Source organism: Paenibacillus campinasensis, from assembly GCF_002272015.1.
Lineage (GTDB): Bacteria > Bacillota > Bacilli > Paenibacillales > Paenibacillaceae > Paenibacillus_AQ > Paenibacillus_AQ campinasensis.
The window spans coordinates 52,972-71,335 of sequence record NZ_NPBY01000033.1 but is presented as its reverse complement, the minus strand read 5'-3'; the positions used below and the strand labels follow the sequence as shown (position 1 = coordinate 71,335).

15 protein-coding genes are annotated in these 18,364 nt (G+C 51.8%); all 15 read left to right on the top strand.

The features are described 5' to 3' along the window. Positions 1-517 precede the first annotated feature (517 nt). Positions 518-2,332: a cache domain-containing sensor histidine kinase gene (locus CHH67_RS11370; protein WP_244908162.1), complete on the top strand. Its 1,815-nt coding sequence runs from the start codon at positions 518-520 to the stop codon at positions 2,330-2,332. Then, positions 2,310-3,551: a response regulator transcription factor gene (locus CHH67_RS11365; RefSeq protein ID WP_095265298.1), complete on the top strand. Its 1,242-nt coding sequence runs from the start codon at positions 2,310-2,312 to the stop codon at positions 3,549-3,551. Before CHH67_RS11370 ends, CHH67_RS11365 begins: the two co-directional genes overlap by 23 nt. Positions 3,552-3,756: 205 nt before the next feature. Then, complete coding sequence (locus CHH67_RS11360) at positions 3,757-4,806, top strand: ABC transporter substrate-binding protein (RefSeq protein ID WP_095265297.1); 1,050 nt, start codon at positions 3,757-3,759, stop codon at positions 4,804-4,806. 61 nt (positions 4,807-4,867) lie between these two features. Next, entirely contained in the window at positions 4,868-5,974 is a 1,107-nt protein-coding gene (locus tag CHH67_RS11355) for an ABC transporter ATP-binding protein (protein WP_095265296.1), read from the top strand. After that, on the top strand, positions 5,958-7,649 hold the full coding sequence (locus tag CHH67_RS11350; protein ID WP_095265295.1) for an ABC transporter permease: 1,692 nt from the start codon (positions 5,958-5,960) through the stop codon (positions 7,647-7,649). Before CHH67_RS11355 ends, CHH67_RS11350 begins: the two co-directional genes overlap by 17 nt. 87 nt (positions 7,650-7,736) lie before the next feature. Further along, complete coding sequence (locus CHH67_RS11345) at positions 7,737-8,984, top strand: extracellular solute-binding protein (protein WP_179292102.1); 1,248 nt, start codon at positions 7,737-7,739, stop codon at positions 8,982-8,984. 72 nt (positions 8,985-9,056) lie between these two features. Then, positions 9,057-9,908, top strand: a complete 852-nt coding sequence (locus CHH67_RS11340; RefSeq protein WP_095265293.1) for a protein phosphatase 2C domain-containing protein — start codon at positions 9,057-9,059, stop codon at positions 9,906-9,908. A 353-nt stretch (positions 9,909-10,261) separates the two neighbouring features. Continuing rightward, positions 10,262-11,146, top strand: coding sequence for a cation diffusion facilitator family transporter (locus CHH67_RS11335; protein WP_095265292.1), 885 nt, complete (start codon positions 10,262-10,264; stop codon positions 11,144-11,146). A gap of 147 nt (positions 11,147-11,293) precedes the next feature. After that, on the top strand, positions 11,294-12,667 hold the full coding sequence (locus tag CHH67_RS11330; protein ID WP_095265291.1) for an AraC family transcriptional regulator: 1,374 nt from the start codon (positions 11,294-11,296) through the stop codon (positions 12,665-12,667). A 17-nt stretch (positions 12,668-12,684) separates the two neighbouring features. Continuing rightward, complete coding sequence (locus tag CHH67_RS11325) at positions 12,685-13,179, top strand: VOC family protein (protein WP_230875770.1); 495 nt, start codon at positions 12,685-12,687, stop codon at positions 13,177-13,179. Between the two features lie 70 nt (positions 13,180-13,249). After that, positions 13,250-13,663 carry a YugN family protein gene (locus CHH67_RS11320; protein ID WP_095265290.1) on the top strand — a complete coding sequence of 138 codons (414 nt, stop codon included), beginning with the start codon at positions 13,250-13,252 and terminating at the stop codon, positions 13,661-13,663. Positions 13,664-13,968: 305 nt separating this feature from the next. After that, positions 13,969-14,433 carry a type 2 periplasmic-binding domain-containing protein gene (locus tag CHH67_RS11315; protein ID WP_244908161.1) on the top strand — a complete coding sequence of 155 codons (465 nt, stop codon included), beginning with the start codon at positions 13,969-13,971 and terminating at the stop codon, positions 14,431-14,433. Positions 14,434-14,590: 157 nt separating this feature from the next. Further along, on the top strand, positions 14,591-15,397 hold the full coding sequence (locus CHH67_RS11310; RefSeq protein ID WP_095265289.1) for a Nif3-like dinuclear metal center hexameric protein: 807 nt from the start codon (positions 14,591-14,593) through the stop codon (positions 15,395-15,397). A gap of 74 nt (positions 15,398-15,471) precedes the next feature. Continuing rightward, complete coding sequence (locus CHH67_RS11305; protein ID WP_095265288.1) at positions 15,472-16,146, top strand: GntR family transcriptional regulator; 675 nt, start codon at positions 15,472-15,474, stop codon at positions 16,144-16,146. 121 nt (positions 16,147-16,267) lie between these two features. Then, the gene (locus tag CHH67_RS11300) at positions 16,268-18,340 is read left to right on the top strand and encodes an alpha-glucuronidase family glycosyl hydrolase (protein WP_095265301.1); all 2,073 of its coding nucleotides are present in this window, start codon (positions 16,268-16,270) and stop codon (positions 18,338-18,340) included. Positions 18,341-18,364 lie beyond the last annotated feature (24 nt).

Here is an 18,364-nt window from a genome sequence, read left to right as displayed (position 1 = left end):
AGTGTGAGTCTTGCATAGTTATCCCGTTAGCTCAGGGAGGGAGCGTTGCAAGCTCTGCGCAGGTCCGGTCGGGTAGAAATTCGCCAATTTTTTAAGCCTCCGATTTAAGCCTCCAATTCAGGTCTCCGTTTTAAGTTTTGTTTCTTCCCCACCGTCTCCGCTTCCTCTCATCTCCTTTTTCTGGAGCTCTTAATTTCCACTCCCTGAATGAAAGGGATGATGAACTGAATGAACGAATGGCCCCTGAACGAAAGGGATAATGAACGAATGGCCACTGAACGAAAAGGATAATGAGCGATGGTACCTGAATGAAAGGGATAATGATGCAAAGAGGGTGGCGGGGGTACGGAGACAGCAGGCTAAAAAAATTAAATTTTGAGACATGTTAATCAATCGATAATTCCAATGACATGAAACGTGACATCAATACGACATTTTCATTGGTCTGTTCGACAATTTGTGATATATTAATGTAAATTACTACACAAAAGAACAGGTGAACCAAATGAGATACTGGATGGATCGATTGCATGCTATGGGATTAAAAACCAAGCTGATGCTGCTCTTTCTTCTAATTGCCGTTACTCCCCTCGCCGTTCTTGGTATATTCTCCTACCAGAAAGCCTCCAGTGAAATCCAGACCAAAGCGAACGAGATCATTCTTGAGAATTTATCGCAAATCAATCATAGTCTCAATTATTTTGTAGAAGATATTGAACAACTGTCCATGTATCTGTACAGCAATAAGGAAATTCAAGATATTTTGTCCAAGCCCGCATCGCGGAGCGCTGAAGAGAAGTACCGCGACCAGCAGACGGTAGCGGCGATTTTAAACAGCTTTCTGGGCTTCAAATCGTGGGACATTCAGCTTTATGTGCTGGGAGAGAACGGGGACCGCTATTTTACCGGGAATTTTATCCCGAGCTCCTACCTTCGATACAATCCGGATTGGGGGCTGTTCCGAAAGGCGAGGCTGGCTGGCGGCGATGTTGTGTGGGATACCCATTATTCGCTCAAAAAATATGAGGATTACGGCGCAGTGCTCAGCTCGGGCAGACTGCTCAAGCAGATTGAGACCGGCCAGCCGCTCGGCTATTTTGTCGTCGATATTATGGAATCCGCATTTGCCGATAAATACGATAAGGCTTACCGCTACGACGGAGGCGAGGTGTATCTGCTTGATGATAAAGGATATATCATATCCAGCCGTCATTCTAAGCTCGAGGTTGGCACCCGTCTTGAGAAGCCGTACTTGGATGCTGTTTTGCAGGAGAAGAAGGGCTTTTTTCGAATCGAGGAAAATCAAACGGAGCATATGGTCATCTACGACTCCTCCGATCTGTACGGCTTCAAAATGATAAATGTCGTGCCGGTCACGGCACTGACAGGGGAAAGCTCGAAAATCCGTAATTTTACGACCTTTATCATCATATCCGGAGTCATGCTCTCTTACTGTGCTGCCTATTTGTTATCCGACTATATTACACGTCCGCTCCGAAAGCTACGCCGGCTGATGAAGCAGGTAGAGAAGGGCGACCTGGAGGTGAGCTTTGATTCTCGTTATCGGGACGAGGTTGGCCATCTCGGAGGCAGCTTCAACCAGATGCTAGAACGAATCAAGCGGCTCATCCATGAGGTGTATGAAAAGCAGGAGAAGGTTCAGGAGGCGGAGATGAAAGCGATCCAGGCCCAGTTTACTCCTCATTTCCTGTATAACGCGCTGGATTCAATCAATTGGATGGCGCGTATTCATAAAATCGAGACGATCAGTAAAATTGCGGTATCGCTTGGCAGTCTGCTTCGGTTCAGCATTCGGAGGGGAAACACGGTGATCCCGATTCGTGAGGATATCGAGCAGATCCGCAACTATTTAACGATTCAAGAAATCCGCTATCGGGACAAAATCACGATTCAACTGGAACTGGACGAAACGATTCTTGATCTGTGCATGCCGAAACTGCTCATTCAGCCTCTGGTGGAGAATGCCATCATACACGGGCTGGAGACCAAGCCCGGACAGGGGCATCTCCTCATTACCGGCCAGCGAATAGGAGAGCGGGTGCAGTTTGTGGTCGAGGATAACGGCACCGGCATCGCTCCTGACGAGCTGCACCGGATTCAGCAGGGGACGTACGCTCCCCTGAACGGAAGCGGAAGCAGCACAGGGATCGGACTTCACAATCTGATGCGCCGGCTGCAGCTGCATTTCGGTTATGCCTATAGCTTACGCATTGACAGCGTTCCGGATAAGGGCACACGGGTATGTCTGTCCATACCGGTGATTAGTGATAGACGGGAGGGACTAGGCGATGTTCAAAGTTCTTATAGCTGATGATGAGTGGATGATTCGAGAGGGACTTAAACAGACGATTGATTGGGAAAGCCTCGGATGCGAGCTGGTTGGCGAGGCAGCAGATGGAGAACTAGCGCTGCAGGCGATACGGCAGCATGAGCCGGACATTCTCATATCAGATATTCGTATGCCGGGCATTGACGGGCTCGGAATGGCTTCGGCCGCGAAGGCGCTGTATCCCGAGTTGAAGATTATTTTTCTGACCGGCTTTGATGATTTTGCTTATGCACAGCAGGCGATCAAGTTGAATGCCAGTGATTTTGTGCTCAAACCTACCGATCCTGATGCGCTCATGCAGGCGATTCAGAAAGTGTGCAAGGAAATTTCGAGCCAAAGGCAGCGCTCGATCGCGATGGAACAGCTGTTAAGCTGGAAGAAGGATGGGGAACCGCTGATCGTTCAGAAGCTGCTTTATGATCATTTGTTAGGCGATCAAGAGGGCGATTCGGTTCGAAAATTGACCGGATGGTTATTTCCGAAAGGTCGTACCATGCCAGTCAGGGTGGTGGTGGCCAAGGTTGGGCTGTCTACCGATGCGAAATCCGTGGTGGACGGACTATGGCTGCAGCTGAGGTCACAGATGTGCAGATACGCCATCGGGGGGCATATGCTGCGGATGAATGAAGGGCATGCCGCCTGGCTGTTGTCTGGAACCGATGAGGCTGTCGGTCTGCTGCAGGCTGGCCTGCCTGGGATTAGAGGCGGAGATGTATGTTTTGGGGTGAGTGCAGTGCATGAAACGCTTGAACAGCTCGGGCAGGCGTACAAGGAGGCGCTGCAGGCGATTAAACAGATCGCGGGCCATGAGAAGCAGGACAGGCCTGTCGTATCTGTCTACGGCGAGCTCGAACATATGGATCATCACGCGATACATCTGGCGGAAGGCTTCCGGCAGGTAGAGCTGTATATTCATAATCATTATCACGAGGATATCAGCCTGCAGGGGCTTGCTGCGATGTTTCATATGAGCGAGGCGCATTTCAGCCGTTTGTTCCGCAAAAGGACAGGGGTTAGTTTCGTGGAGTACGTAACCCGGCTTCGGATGGAGCAAGCCAAGCGTTTGCTGGAAGATGAACATGTGCGTGTGTATGAGGTGTCCCAGGCCGTGGGTTACCAGGATTCCCGCTATTTTAGTCAAATCTTTCGGAAATATACGGGAGAAACGCCGTCTGAGTATCATAAGAAAACGGAAAAATAACCGATGATGTAAACCTGATGATGAATATAAACGACGATGAAGGAGGCTTTGATTGCAAAAGCCTCTTTTTTGTCTAAACAAGATGTCGAACAAAGCAAAAATTTAAACATTTATGAAATTTTGTCTCGTTGAGAGGCACCGGGATGCCCGTTATAGTAGGAAATGTGGAAGGGAAAGTGACACAGATTATAAGGAGGGTTTAAAAATGAGAAAAAGATGGTTAACAGCGCTCGTTTGTGTGATTTTGTTGTCAGGTATTCTTACGGCTTGTGGTTCTTCAAGCGGTAGCGCGGGAAGTGGAGGCACAGACGCCGAATCTAAATCATCCGGCAAGCTGACCATTTATTCACCGAATGCTGCCGAAATTAACAATCCGATTATTAAGGAGTTCCAAGACCGGACCGGCATTTCAGTAGATCTGATCTCCGGTGGCACCGGAGAACTGTTGAAGCGTGTAGAGGCCGAGGCGAACAATCCGCTTGGCGATATATTCTGGGCTGGCGGGGCCGATTCTCTAGCTTCTTTCGCCGAATATTTCGAGCCTTATTCTACTTCGGAGAAAAGCAGCATTTTCCCGGGTTATCTGGACCCTGCCAACAACTGGACGCCATTTAACGCCCTTCCAATGGTCATTACGTATAACAAGGAATTGGTGCCTGAAGATGAAGTGCCTCAGTCCTGGGAGGATCTGCTTGATCCGAAATGGAAAGGACAGATTGCCTTCGCCGATCCTGCCAAATCCGGTTCGTCTTATACTCAGCTCGTTACGATGCTGACGGCATTTGGCAAGGATGACGAGCAGGGATGGGAATATGTGAAACAACTGGTCGACAATATGGACGGAAAAATCCTGTCCGGCTCAAGCCTTGTGCAGCGCGCAGTTCCGGATGGTGAGTTTGCTCTCGGCATCACGCTGGAGGATGCTGCGCTGCGGTATATGGAAGGCGGAGCTCAAATTGGCATCATTTATCCAAGTGAAGGTACTTCGGCTGTACCGGACGGCGCGGCGATTATTAAAGGCACGAAAAACTTGGAGGAAGCCAAGCAGTTCATGGACTTTCTCGTAGGCAAGGATGTGCAGGAGCTGGTGCAAAGCGAGTTCAAGCGCCGCTCGGTGCGCGATGATGTCAACCCGGTCGAAGGTTTGCCGCAAACCGTTGATATTGAATTGGTTGAGTACGATTTCGAGTGGGCTTCAGACAATAAAGAAGCGATTATTGAACGATTCACCAACATCATGATGGGCATTGAATAATGAAATGGGAGGGCGGCTGGTGTTTCGATAACCAGCCGTTCTCCCGGATATGGAGGCATCTATGAGTTCAGTAGTTTTCAATCATGTAACCAAGTATTTTGGTGAGAACAAGGCGGTAAATGATGCGCATTTTTCAATAGAAGAAGGGGAGTTCTTTACACTCCTGGGACCGAGCGGATGCGGGAAAACGACGCTGCTTCGAACCATCGCAGGGTTTTACCGGAACGAAGAGGGGGATATTTATTTCGGTGATCGGGTCATTAACGATGTTCCGACTCACGAGCGCAATATCGGGATGGTGTTCCAGAATTATGCCATCTTCCCGCATCTGAGTGTGTTCGATAATGTAGCGTATGGTCTTCGGGCTCGCAAAATGGGCAAGAAAGAGATTGAGACAAAGGTAATGGAGGCGCTGGAGATGGTGGAGCTGTCTCATCTGCGCGACCGAATTCCCAGCAATATGAGCGGCGGGCAGCAGCAGCGGATTGCACTGGCGCGTGCCATTGTCATCCGTCCGGCTCTGCTGCTGATGGACGAGCCGCTCTCGAATCTGGACGCGAAGCTGAGGGTGAAGATGCGCACTGACATTCGCCAGCTGCAGAAGGAGCTCAATATTACGACGATTTATGTGACGCATGATCAGGAGGAGGCGCTGGCGGTATCCGACCGGATCGCTGTCCTGAATGAAGGCGTCATTCAGCAAATTGCCACGCCACAGCAAATTTACCAGTATCCGCATAATCGGTTTGTGGCCAATTTTATCGGCACCTCGAATTTTGTGGAAGGCAGCTGCGAGAAAGATCCGGATAGCAGCGAGCATGCTGGGATCATACAGCTGCTGGGAACGACGCGCAAGCTGTCCCTTCACAAGCCGTATGAAGGCAAGGTCGTTTTTGCGATCCGTCCGGAGCAGGTGCATTTGAGCGGCGAACCGGCCTCGAACCACACGGTACAGGGGACGGTGAAATCAGTCAGTTTTTTGGGAGACAAAGTCAGCTATCTGATCACACTGCCCGACGGCTCCGTCATGGATGTACACGATTATCCCGGCAAATCGCAGCATCTGTTCCGGGAGAAACAATCGCTGTTCCTGGATATCCAGCTGGAGCGCACGGTGATGTATGACAGCACCGGCCAGGAGGTGATTTACCATGCTGGCGAGGCCTAATCCGGCGGGGGCGCCTACCGTAAAGCAGCGGCTGCTGCTTACAAGATGGGATTTCTGGACGTTTGTCACCTTCTGTGTGTATATTTTTATGCTGGCTTTTATCGTGTATCCGCTCGTGTCTTTGTTTTTCAACAGCTTTGTCAGTAAAGACGGCGGGTTCACACTTCAGAATTATCTCAACTTCTTCAAAGTAAAGTACTATCACCAGGCGCTGCTGAACAGCTTCCTTGTATCCAGCCTCGCGACCGTGCTGGCGATTCTGATCGGCACGCCGCTGGCCTATATTGCAACCCGGTATGACATTAAATTCAAGGGCTTGATGCGTTTGATGGTCATTATGTCCTTGCTGTCCCCGCCGTTTATCGGCGCGTACTCCTGGATTTTGCTGATGGGCAACAACGGGTTCATTACGAAGTTCATTCGGGAGCTGGGCATTCAGATTCCTTCGATTTATGGCTGGCACGGCATTGTGATCGTGTTCGCGCTGCAATTCTACCCGCACATCTTCCTTTATGTGTCCGGGGCGCTGAAAACGATCGACACCTCGCTTGAGGAAGCCTCGGAGAGTCTCGGTATGACGGCCTGGAGGCGGCTGCGCACCGTGACGCTGCCACTGATCTTTCCAACGTTGTCTGCGGGAGCGCTCATGGTGTTCATGGCCTCGTTCGCGGATTTCGGAACACCGATGCTGCTTGGGCAAGGCTATAAGGTATTGCCGATTCTCGCTTATGAACAGTTTGTCAGCGAGATGGGAGGCAATCCTGCGATGGCCAGTACACTGAGCGTCATCATGATCTTTTTCTCGACCATCATTCTGTTCTCCCAGCGTTACTTTGTTTCCCGGAAAAATTATTCCATGACCGGGATGCGAACGCCGGTTGTGAAGAAGCTTAAGCCGATGCCCAAAGTGCTGTTGACGGTGCTTGTCTTTATTCCGGCCTCCATATCCATTCTGCCGCAGTTGACAGTGCTTGTTACGTCGTTTCTGGCGAAAAGCGGACCGGTATTCCACCGCGGATTCAGTCTGGACAGCTACAAGGAAATTTTCTTCCGGGTGCCGAAGGCGATTCTGAACACGTACTCCTACTCGGTATTGTCGATCATCATCATGGTCATCGCCGGCATGCTGATTGCTTATTTGCTCGTACGGCGCAAAAACAAGCTGACCGCGTTTATCGACGGGATCGTGATGATTCCGTACATCATGCCGGGAACGGTGCTGGGCATCAGTTTGATTATCGCCTTTAACAAGCCGCCGATCGTGCTGACAGGCACATGGGTCATTCTAGTTATCGCCTATGTGGTCCGCAAAATTCCATATACGATCCGGTCCAGTACAGCTGTGCTGCACCAGCTTGACCGAAGTGTGGAGGAGGCCTCCGTCAGTCTCGGTGTACCGCCGATGAAGACCTTCTTCAAGACGACTGGACGCCTGATGGCTCCCGGCGTCATGTCCGGTGCGATTCTCAGCTGGATTACAACGATCAACGAGCTCAGTTCCACGCTGGTTCTGTATTACGGTGCCACTGCCACGATTTCGGTTACGATATACAGCGAGGTCTTCACGTCCAACTACGGCACTGGCGCCGCGCTGGCTTCCATTCTGACGCTGACCACGCTTGTGTCCCTGTTGATCGCCAACAAGCTGTCGGGCAGCAGGGGGCTGTCCTTATAGCGATATTCCCCAGCAATTCATGGTTCCCATTCGTTGTCGCTGCCTTTTATAATGTAGAAAAAGTATGGGAGAAGGATGGTGAGCGCCATGTGGGAGAGATGGGGACCAAGTAGGAACAGCGTTGTCTGGATTGTCATTCTGCTCATCGTTGTGGTCAGCTTGGTCGTCTATTCAACCTATTTCCAGCGGCTTGGAAGTCCTCCGGAACAGAGAATCCGGGAAGTGGTGCGGATGGAGGTCTGGATATACAGCAACGAATGGGAAGGCCTGCTTCGGTCATATCAGCAGGAGAATCCTGATGTTGAAGTGAGCATTCGAAGCTTTCAGTCCTATGATGCATTGGCATCCGAGCTGTCAGCAGCGATTTCTGCAGGCCGCGCCCCGGACGCAGCGGAGATTAGCAACGCTTATGGATTGAAGGAATGGATCGATACGGGAGCCCTGCAGCCGATCGAACCAGACGGGCATGCACCGGAGTTAACGGCTGCCGCTAGAACCGCGTTCACCTATAACCATGCGCTGTGGGCCGCTCCTGTCGGAGCCTCAGTGCCGCTTCTGCTCTATCATCAGGACAAGCTGCAGAATGCGGGTTATCCGACAGATGTCGAGTACCATGATCTGAACCATATGGCAGAGGTGCTGTCGTCGTGGATTCAGGGTCTGAAGGACCGGAAAGCATCTATCAAATGGAATCAGACCCTGGCCGTGGATGACAGCTTGTCACTGGTGTTTATGAACCTGTGGGGCTTACCAAGGGACGTGGACGGACAGACACACCTGCAGGAGCTTCTAACCACGTGGCATGCGCTCGTATTTGATTACGGGGTTATGTTCCCGCTGGAGCATAGGCTTGCATTAAGTGAATTTATGGACGGGCAAATCTTGTTTCTCATTACTGATTCACAGAAAATGAATTGGCTGGATCGCTATATTGCCGGAAAGTTCAAATACGGAGCGCTTCCGGTACCGGGAATCACAGTGCAGGGCATCGCGCCTCACTACAGTGCTTTTGTTGTCCTCCAGGGAGGAGAAGGCACGCCCTGGGCCAACGAGCTGGTGCGGTACCTTCAATCGAAGGATGTACAAGAAAGTCTAATCGCTAACACCGGGTATATCCCGGTGCGGGAGGACACGCTGGCTTCACTAAAGCGGAATATGAAGGAGGCTGACGCGGATATGCTGCTGAGGCTGAGCGAATCCTTCCTGAGTATTCAGCCATCGGAGGATGATTACAGAAGGTGGAGGCTCATTGCAGATTCCCTTACCCAATTGGAAATCGAAAGCCATCCTGATGTGGATCGGATGACAGCAGAATTGCTGCCTCTACTTCCATAATCGGGTTTGATCAGAAAGAAACTATAGAGAATAAGATGCGGTGCGAAAGTGCCGAATGGAGGAGTGGTCAAGATGCGTGTGCAAAGCTTGTCGATACAGGGCAGCGGAGTCTGGAATGAGGATGCGGTCATTCAGAATGATGTTCAGCGCATCTACGGTGTTATTGACGGAGCTACCTCGCTCGTCCCTTTTCGTGGGCCGAAGGGGGAGACCGGCGGGCGGCTTGCATCGGAGCTGTTGAAGCGATTTTTCGAACAGGTTCCGGCGGATGATACCCGGGATCTGGAACAGTTGACGCGGGAAGCGAACCGGATGCTCGGGCTTGAAATGCAGTCAAACGGCATTCCTCTCGATGAGAAAGATCAGCTGTGGACAGCCGGCCTTGCCGTGGTGCGGATAACCGATCACTATGTTGAATACGTGCAGTCCGGAGACTGCATGATTATGGGAGCTTATACGGACGGGGCTGTCCGGATGGTAACGAAGGACCATGTGGCACATATTGACTCGGAGTCCAAGCAGATATGGAAGGAAGCGATCGGATCGGGCGTCCGGTCGAAAGACAAGCTGTGGGAAATGGTCAAGCCCCGGATTTTGAAAAATAAAGAGAAGATGAACACCCCCCAGGGCTACTCCGTTCTTAACGGACGTTCCGATGCGGAGCTGTTCATTGAATATGGCAAAATCAATCGCATCCGGCTGGAAGAGCTGCTGCTTCATACCGACGGGTTATACTACCCGGAGGGGCTAATGGAAGAGTTGCAGTCCCCGGAGGAAGCTCTGTTCCGGCAAATGAAGACGTCAGGCTTGACGGATTATGCCCAGTGGCTCGTGAATCTGGAGAACAGTGATCCGGAGTGCATTGAATATCCGCGCTTCAAAATATCCGATGATAAATCTGCGGTATGGATTGAACTGGACTAACTCGTTTGGGACCTGTTCGAGACCTGTGTGCAGGGCTGAAGGTCGTGATCCATGTTTACCTGAATGACCGTGATGCGTACAATAGGGATGTTATGTTTCCATCGGCGAGTGGTAAAGAGGAGTGAGCTCCTTTTTGCCACTCGTTTTTTTGCTAGCAACAAGCCCCTCTACAGCTGGTGGCGGAAGAGAAATATAGCTCTCTTCAACATATGTTGCTTCAGGCAACATATTTTACCGGACAACACTGTATTCACTTCACTCTACTATTACAGTCTATTGCAAAACTGTTTCTGTAGACCCACCAGCATTTGGTTTTGTATCATAGAAGCTGTTCTAAGAGGGAGGCAGAAAACGTGGAAATCTATCAGGATATTAAACAGGGGGAAAAAGGGGCCTGGCTTAGTATCATTGCCTATATCGCTCTATCAGCTATCAAGCTGGTGGTTGGCGCAACCGCCGGTTCGGAGGCGCTGCTGGCTGACGGGTATAACAACGCGACGGATATTGTTGCGTCAATCGCCGTGCTGGTAGGGTTGAAAATATCACGCAAGCCGCCGGATCGCGATCACCGGTACGGGCATTTCAGAGCCGAGACGGTAGCCGCGCTGATCGCATCGTTTATTATGGCCGTGGTCGGAATTCAAGTGCTGTATCAAGCCGTTTCCAAACTGTTTGCGTCCGGCACGGAGTCGCCGGATATGATTTCGGCATGGACCGCCATATTCTCGGCAGCGGTCATGCTGCTCGTATACCGTTACAATTCGCGTCTGGCTCGCCGTATTAACAGCAAGGCGCTTATGGCCGCCGCTGCGGACAACCGTTCCGACGCCTTGGTCAGCATCGGGGCCTTTGCCGGCATCATCGGTGCCATTGTGGGCTGGGTGTGGCTGGATCCGTTGGCGGCAGTCATTGTGGGCCTGATCATATGCAAAACGGCATGGGGGATTTTCAAAGACGCATCGCACGCGCTTACCGACGGTTTTGACGAGAACGAGCTTGCGGGCATCAAGGATACCATCATGACCAGCCCGGGTGTCAAAGGCGTTAAAGACATCAAAGCGAGAGTGCTCGGAAGTCATGTCCTTGTCGATGTGACGATTCAGGTGCAGCATCATTTGAACGTGGTGGAAAGCCATGCAATTACCGAGGTAATCGAGGAGCGGCTGCTGGATCGGCATCAAATATCCCATGCGCATATTCATATTGAGCCTTTTGAGGCGGAAGCAAGCCAAGCCTGATGATGTGATGGCCTGGGTGCCTCATTATCGTAAGAAGGCGCGTTTTTGATAAAAAAATACAGTCTTTTCCCCGCGGAGTTTGTTACAATGAGGTCAAGTATCAAGGATGCATAGCAGTCTCATCATCTGTGTAAGGGGGATGAGGGCATGGAGAATGCTGCCATTGTTCAACAGGCGATTGATTTCATTGAGGACAACCTGCAGGAACATTTGGAGCTGGAAGAAATTGCAGGTTCGGCCGCGATTTCGCTGCCGCATTTATACCGGCTCTTCTATGCGTTGACCGGTCACCCCATCAAGGAATATATCCGCAAAAGGAGAACGAGCGAGGCTGCCGCTGCTTTGCGGGATACGTCCATGCCGGTGGCGGATATCGGATATCGCTGCGGATTTGACAGCTACCGGGCATTTCATAACAGCTTCAAGCGATACACGGGGCTCACACCGGGGGCTTATCGGAATTCCGGGCTCTATTATAACTTTGGGCGAATAGGTCTTCCTGTTGAAGCTACCTTACATACTACCTGCAGATCGGCAGGTGTTGGCCCGGAAGTCAAGCTGCTGCAGGCCGAGTCGTTGAGCGGATGGGGATTATTGTATGCCGGTAAGCAAGCGATCGGACTGGAAAGGGAGGCGCTTGCCTGTTTCCGCAAACGTCTGGCAGAGCATGGATGGGATGAACGGGGGCTGAGGGTATTCGGATGGAATGTCGATCTTGACCGGGATGAGGACGCTTATGGCTACCAGCTGGTTGCTGTTAGGGCTAAGTCCGAATCGGGCAACCTGGAGCCAGGCGGTTCCGGGCTTGAGCGGGTGGAGGTGAAAGGCGGGCAATATGCCACCGTGCAGATTACGGACGCCAGTGATGATGCGGGCATCCTCCATGCCTGGAACCGGCTGTACTCACAATGGCTTCCACGCAGCGTGTTTGAGCCTGGAGCTAGCGGATTTATGGAGGAATATGAGCTGGACGGTGATCGTATCGTTCGCATGAAGCTGTATCTATCCGTGAAGAGGAGCCTATCAGCCCGGTCTATTGCTATTGAGCAGCGCCCGCCGCTGACGATCATGTCCTTTCAGGGACAGGGGGACGGCTGCATGGACCACGTTGAAGAGACTTCTACGGCCTGGCTGAAGAGGAGCGGACTGATAGGTCGGCCAGACCTGCGGGTGTACATGAGGTCTGAGGAAGGGCTGTCGGCAGTAGAAGGCCATGCCAGCGTCTATGAGGTCGGCATTGCTTTGCCGGAAGGATACCGGATTCCCCGGGAAGAACGGTCCTCCATCAGCACGCTTGCAGGCGGCAGTTATGCTTGTGTGACTACGGCCGCGTACGGTTCAATGACCGGCGTGCTGAGCGATTTACATGACTGGCTCGCGTCAGCGGCAGGCTTTGAGCTTGATTCGGAACGAACATGGTTTGCCGAGTATGGCGCCGACGAAGGCGGGGGTCTGGACCGAGGGATGCGGTCAGGCTCGATTCAAGTTAAATGCTGCGTGCCGATTAGGACGAGAAGTTAGAAGGGGGACATGCAAGGATGTCTTATAACAACCGATTGCCGGAAGGATACCGACCGTTTACGGCTCCTAAAATGTTGAAGCTGATTCATGGAGGGAAAGCGATGGATGAACCAAACGAAGTGTTGCAGGCGAAACAGCAAGCGTCACCGATCCAAAACAAAGTCGGAAATATCTTCATTCCGGTACGCGACATTGAGCGGTCCCGGGCGTGGTATTGTCGGGTGCTCGGATTGAACGTGGAAGATTGTGCGATTATGAACGGTCATTTATGCCCGCTTCCGATGGAAGGCACGGGCTTGATTCTGGACACGATGCCGAAATGGGGAGGCGACCGGCCGGAAGGCGCGCCGGTGATCGATACGCCGGCTTTCATGCTCATGACCCGCGATCTTCCGGCTGCATTTGCTTATATGAAACAGCTGGGTGCGGAGCTGGTGAGCGAGATTGAGCATGACCATTGGTTTGTGGTGAAGGATCCGGACGGAAACAAGCTGATGATCTGCAAGGTGTAACCGGAGTATAATTCGACAGATTCGCGCCTATCCTGAATCTAAAATATAAAAAAATAGGATGGGCGATCGTATGTACAACCTGGAATCCAGGCTTGAAAATGTCGAGGATTTATTTTTGAGCATCGACAGTTACCTGTGTCAATTTGATTTTACACTGGCGGGGAATTGGGATTATAAGCACGGTTATTTGGATAAACGCCTGGACTCGGAGCGAATGGTCTGGCTTCGGATTCCGTTTCATGTGATTCGGGGGGCGCTCGATGGCGAATGCGGCGGCTGCAGGGCAACCGTAAGGCTGGGCCGACCGTATGTATTTAAGCATGTGTATAACACAGGCACGGACAAACATGCGGCCCCCCGTTTGATTGGGGCGCTCTTTGACCAGTTTCAGGCCCCGCTCGATCCAGATGCGTCGCTTGAGGATGTGTGGATAGAGCGGGCGCGCCAAGCCTTGATGGAAGTGGAACAGGGATATTTTCAGTAAGTGTCAGGAAGCTCGGCGCTGTTATTGCCGAGCTTCCTGCTTGTTGTCGCGGATATCTTTTGGACGTCAGGGAGTCGGGCCTGCCTTATCTGCCGGTATCTCACCTTTGTAAGCAAGCTGATTCACGGTTTTTCTGTGGAGATGCTTGTTTTTTTGTATTGGAGGGAGCATCGACTTCAACGGCGCAATTGTTAAAAAATGAGAACAAAACAAAAAACATATTGAAATCATGGAACATGTCAATTACAATAAATTCAACGAAACTACCATACTAGTTATACTAGTATTGCAGAAACGAGTCCAAGGTGAAGGACGGCGAGCATTTCAAAGCCATCCTGCAATTCATCGACAGGTTCTATTACAGTGACGAAGGTCAAGATTTCGCCAAATGGGGCGTGGAAGGTGAAACCTATACCAAGGCGAACGGGGTTCGCAAGCTGCTCGATGACATTAACTATAACGGACTGAATCCTACGGGCACCAAGGATCTTCGCATTGAATACGGCTTCTCCGGCGGCGTATTTGCTTATGGCGGCACAACGGAGCTGCTGCATTCCATGTTCACGGAAGAAGAGATTCGATTCCAGGAAGATATAAAAAAGACAAAGACCGTGCTTCCTCCGGATCCGCCGATTCCATACTCTGTGGAAGAGCGTAAGCGGGCGACGCTGCTCAGCACGCCGCTGAAAGACTATACGGATCAGAATACATTCAAATTTATACTGGGCAAGCGCAGCTTGTCCGAGTTCGATAATTTGTGGAGGAGCTGAGGAATCAGGGCATGGACACCTATGTAGAGCTTGCAAACCAAAAATATAAAGCGTACAAGGAGAGCAAGGACAACCAGTGATTAATAGGTTGCCGTGTAGCACTAGAAACGGCAGCCTGCTTTACTCAGGGCGAGTATATGTAAAGGGGCGGTGTCCATTGAACTATACGGTAGCACATATCATCCGCAGGCTGACGGAACCAGCGGATATAAGTCAATTGGAAGTAGACCGGCTTCTGTTCGGCCATTCGGATATGGTTGTCCACGGCGTCGCGGTCACCTTCATGGCTTCTTATGGCGCGATACGTGAAGCCCGGAATGCCGGGGCCAATTTAATACTGTCGCACGAGGGACCGTTCTACAGCCATCGGCATGCAGAACCGATAGAGGAGGAAAGCGGGTATAACAGTGTTCGCGACATGAAGCTGGAGCTGATCAGCGGCGGGGAAATAGCTATCTTCCGATTTCATGACATCCCGCATCGCTACAACCCGGATCTGATCACGCAGGCATTGCTTCAAGCTGTGCAGTGGGATCACTATTCGGTACGATACTCCCCCTATGCTGCCATCGTTCGGCTCCCGGAGCCGCTGACCGTTCAAGCTATCGGGGAAGAGGTCAAGCAGAAACTGAATCTCCCTTATGTGCGGCTTGTCGGCCGCAGACCGATGCGATGCAGCACAATTGCTGTTTCTGTCGGCTACAGGGGCGGGAGCGATCAGACCATTCCGCTGTATGAACAGAATCAAGTTGATCTGGTCATCACCGGGGAAGGGCCGGAATGGGAGACGCCCGAGTATATTCGTGATGCCCTGGACCAGGGGAAGGAACGGGCACTGCTGCTGCTCGGGCATTGCGCAAGTGAAGAACCGGGGATGCGAAGGACGGCGGCGCTAATTCGGGATGCCTTTCCAGAGCTGCCGGTGCATTTTATCGCGATGAGACCTTTGATTGAAATTATTTAAGGTCAACTATATAGTGAAGGTGGTCATAATCATAGAGAGAGAAGAAAATAGATTTTCGAAAGAAGAGGTACTGTATGTCGACAGAACAATTAATTAAAGGCTCAACCCGGGCCTACTCATATCATGTGCTGAAGGAGCAGATCCTTCAGCTGAAGCTGGAGCCGGGAACGAAAATATCCGAGAAGGAAATTGCGGAGCAGTTGAATGTTAGCCGGACGCCGGTTCGCGAAGCTTTCATGAAGCTGGCCGAGGAAGAGCTGCTGGATATCATTCCGCAGAGCGGGACCGTTGTGTCGCGAATCAATCTGGCGCATGTGGAGGAAGGTCGGTTCATTCGCGAGAAGATTGAGAAGGAAATCGTGGCGCTGGCTTGCGATTCTTTTGGCGAGGATTTTCGCTTTCGGATGGAGACGAACATCTATATGCAGGATGTGTGTTCCACCCAAAAAAACTTCAACAAGCTGTTTGAGCTGGACGAGGAGTTCCACCAAATCCTGTTTGATGCTACTGGCAAAGAACGCACCTGGAAGATGCTGCAGCAGCTGAACATTCACTTCAACCGTCTGCGGCTGCTTCGGCTTGCGAAGGATTCCAATTGGGAGGATATCATCCAGCAGCATAAGGAGCTGTACAGATTGATTGTGAATCAGGAGAAGGACCAGGCGATGAGGATTATGGAGAATCACTTGCGGCTCGTGGTATTTGACCAGGATATATTGAAGGAGAAGTTTCCTCATTATTTTATTTAAGGCAAGCGCGAGCGCAGTTAAGTTGTGGATTGAACGACCTAGGGCAGCGTGTGCGATGGTTCGCGCTCCACTCGCGTGAGCTCGGGTTTAACTTTCACAGCAGGAGAGGGGATTGAGGATGATGAGTCAAGGGGTTAGACTTCCTTATTCAACAGCAGACCGGTGCTGGCTGAGATACTCGCATCAAGCTCTACGGACCGGAATGGAGCTGTTGTCCAGCATCGTGGTGCAGCATTCGTCTGCAGTGATGGATTCAGCATTGCAGGAGCTAGTATACGGAATCAAGGAGATGAGGGGTGCAGAGCCGAATATCTGCCGCGATCCGGCGTCAGTGTCCGGAAGCTTCGTCAGACTCGCTGTACTGGACGAGGCGCTGCCGGAGGCATGGTCGCAAGCCGGACAGATTCAGGGCCTGAACGATGAAGGCTACGGCATTCATGCTGTACAGCAGGATGGGGCAGTGCAGCTCTATGTCGTGGGGCGGACGGATAGAGGCGTGCTGTACGGGGTGTTTCATCTGCTGCGCCTGCTCCAGAGCGGGGCGGACCCGGCCGCACTGCATGTCCTGGAGCAGCCGCGTAACCGGCTGCGGATGCTGAATCATTGGGACAATATGGACGGCTCGATTGAGCGGGGATATGCGGGAAACTCGATATTTTTCGAAGAGGGCCGCTTTGTCCGGGATGACAGCAGAATACGGGATTATGCAAGAATGCTTGCCTCGATCGGGATCAATAGCGTTTCCATTAACAACGTCAATGTGCACCGCACGGAGACGATGCTGATTACACCGGAATTTCTGCCTGATGTGGCACGGGTGGCGGATATCTTTCGCAGCTATGGGATTACGACCTATCTGAGCATCAATTATGCCAGTCCGATCACCATCGGGGACCTGGATACAGCCGATCCGCTGGACGATCGCGTGCGGGCATGGTGGAAGGAGAGGGCGAGTGACATTTACAGCTATATTCCGGATTTTGGCGGATTTGTCGTGAAGGCGGATTCGGAGCATCGTCCGGGGCCGTTTACGTACAATCGGACGCATGCGGAAGGGGCGAACATGCTGGGCGAGGCGCTCCGGCCGTACGGAGGTGTCGTCATCTGGAGATGCTTCGTATACAACTGCCTGCAGGACTGGCGGGATCGGAAGACCGACCGGGCACGGGCAGCTTACGATCACTTCAAGCCGCTTGACGGGCAATTTATGGAGAATGTCATTTTGCAAATTAAAAACGGTCCGATGGACTTCCAGGTGCGCGAGGCGGTATCTCCGCTGCTTGGGGCGATGCCCAAGACCAATCAGATGCTGGAGTTCCAGATCACGCAGGAATATACCGGGCAGCAGAAGCATCTGTGTTACCTGGTTCCGCAATGGAAGGAGATTCTCGACTTTGATACGTATGCCGCAGGCGAAGGTGCAACCGTCAAACGTGCGGTATCCGGGGAGCTGTATCGATACGCTTACAGCGGCATCACCGCAGTTGTGAATGTGGGCAGCGATGATAATTGGACCGGTCACACGCTGGCACAGGCCAATCTGTATGGCTATGGACGCCTGACCTGGAATCCGGATCTGACCGAGGAGGAGATCACATCGGAATGGATCCATCTGACCTTCGGGGCAAGTGCAGACATCCACCGTGAGCTCGGAGCGATGCTGGCTGAATCCTGGCGAATCTATGAGAGCTACACGTCGCCGCTCGGTGTTGGATGGATGGTGAATCCCGGGCATCATTATGGGCCGAATGTGGACGGGTATGAGTATTCGGTATGGGGCACGTATCATTATGCCGACTGTCACGGAATTGGGGTAAACCGGACGGTAAAAGACGGAACCGGCTATACCGCCCAATACTTTCCAGAGAATGCGGATCTGTACGAGTCGCTGGATGCCTGCCCGGATGAACTGCTGTTATTTTTCCACCATGTGCCGTATACGCATGTGCTTCGTTCCGGCCAAACGGTGATTCAGCATATTTACGATTCCCATTTTGAAGGCGTGGAGAAGGTGCAGGAGCTGATATCGCGCTGGAGCAAGCTGGAAGGACAGATGGATCACGAACGTTACGCCGGGGTGATGAGCCGGCTTGAGCATCAGCTCGAGCATGCGAAGGAATGGCGGGATGTGATCAACACGTATTTTTACCGCAAATCCGGCATACCGGATCAGCAGGGGCGCACAATCTATTGAGCTGCTGTGCTGAGGGCATCCTAA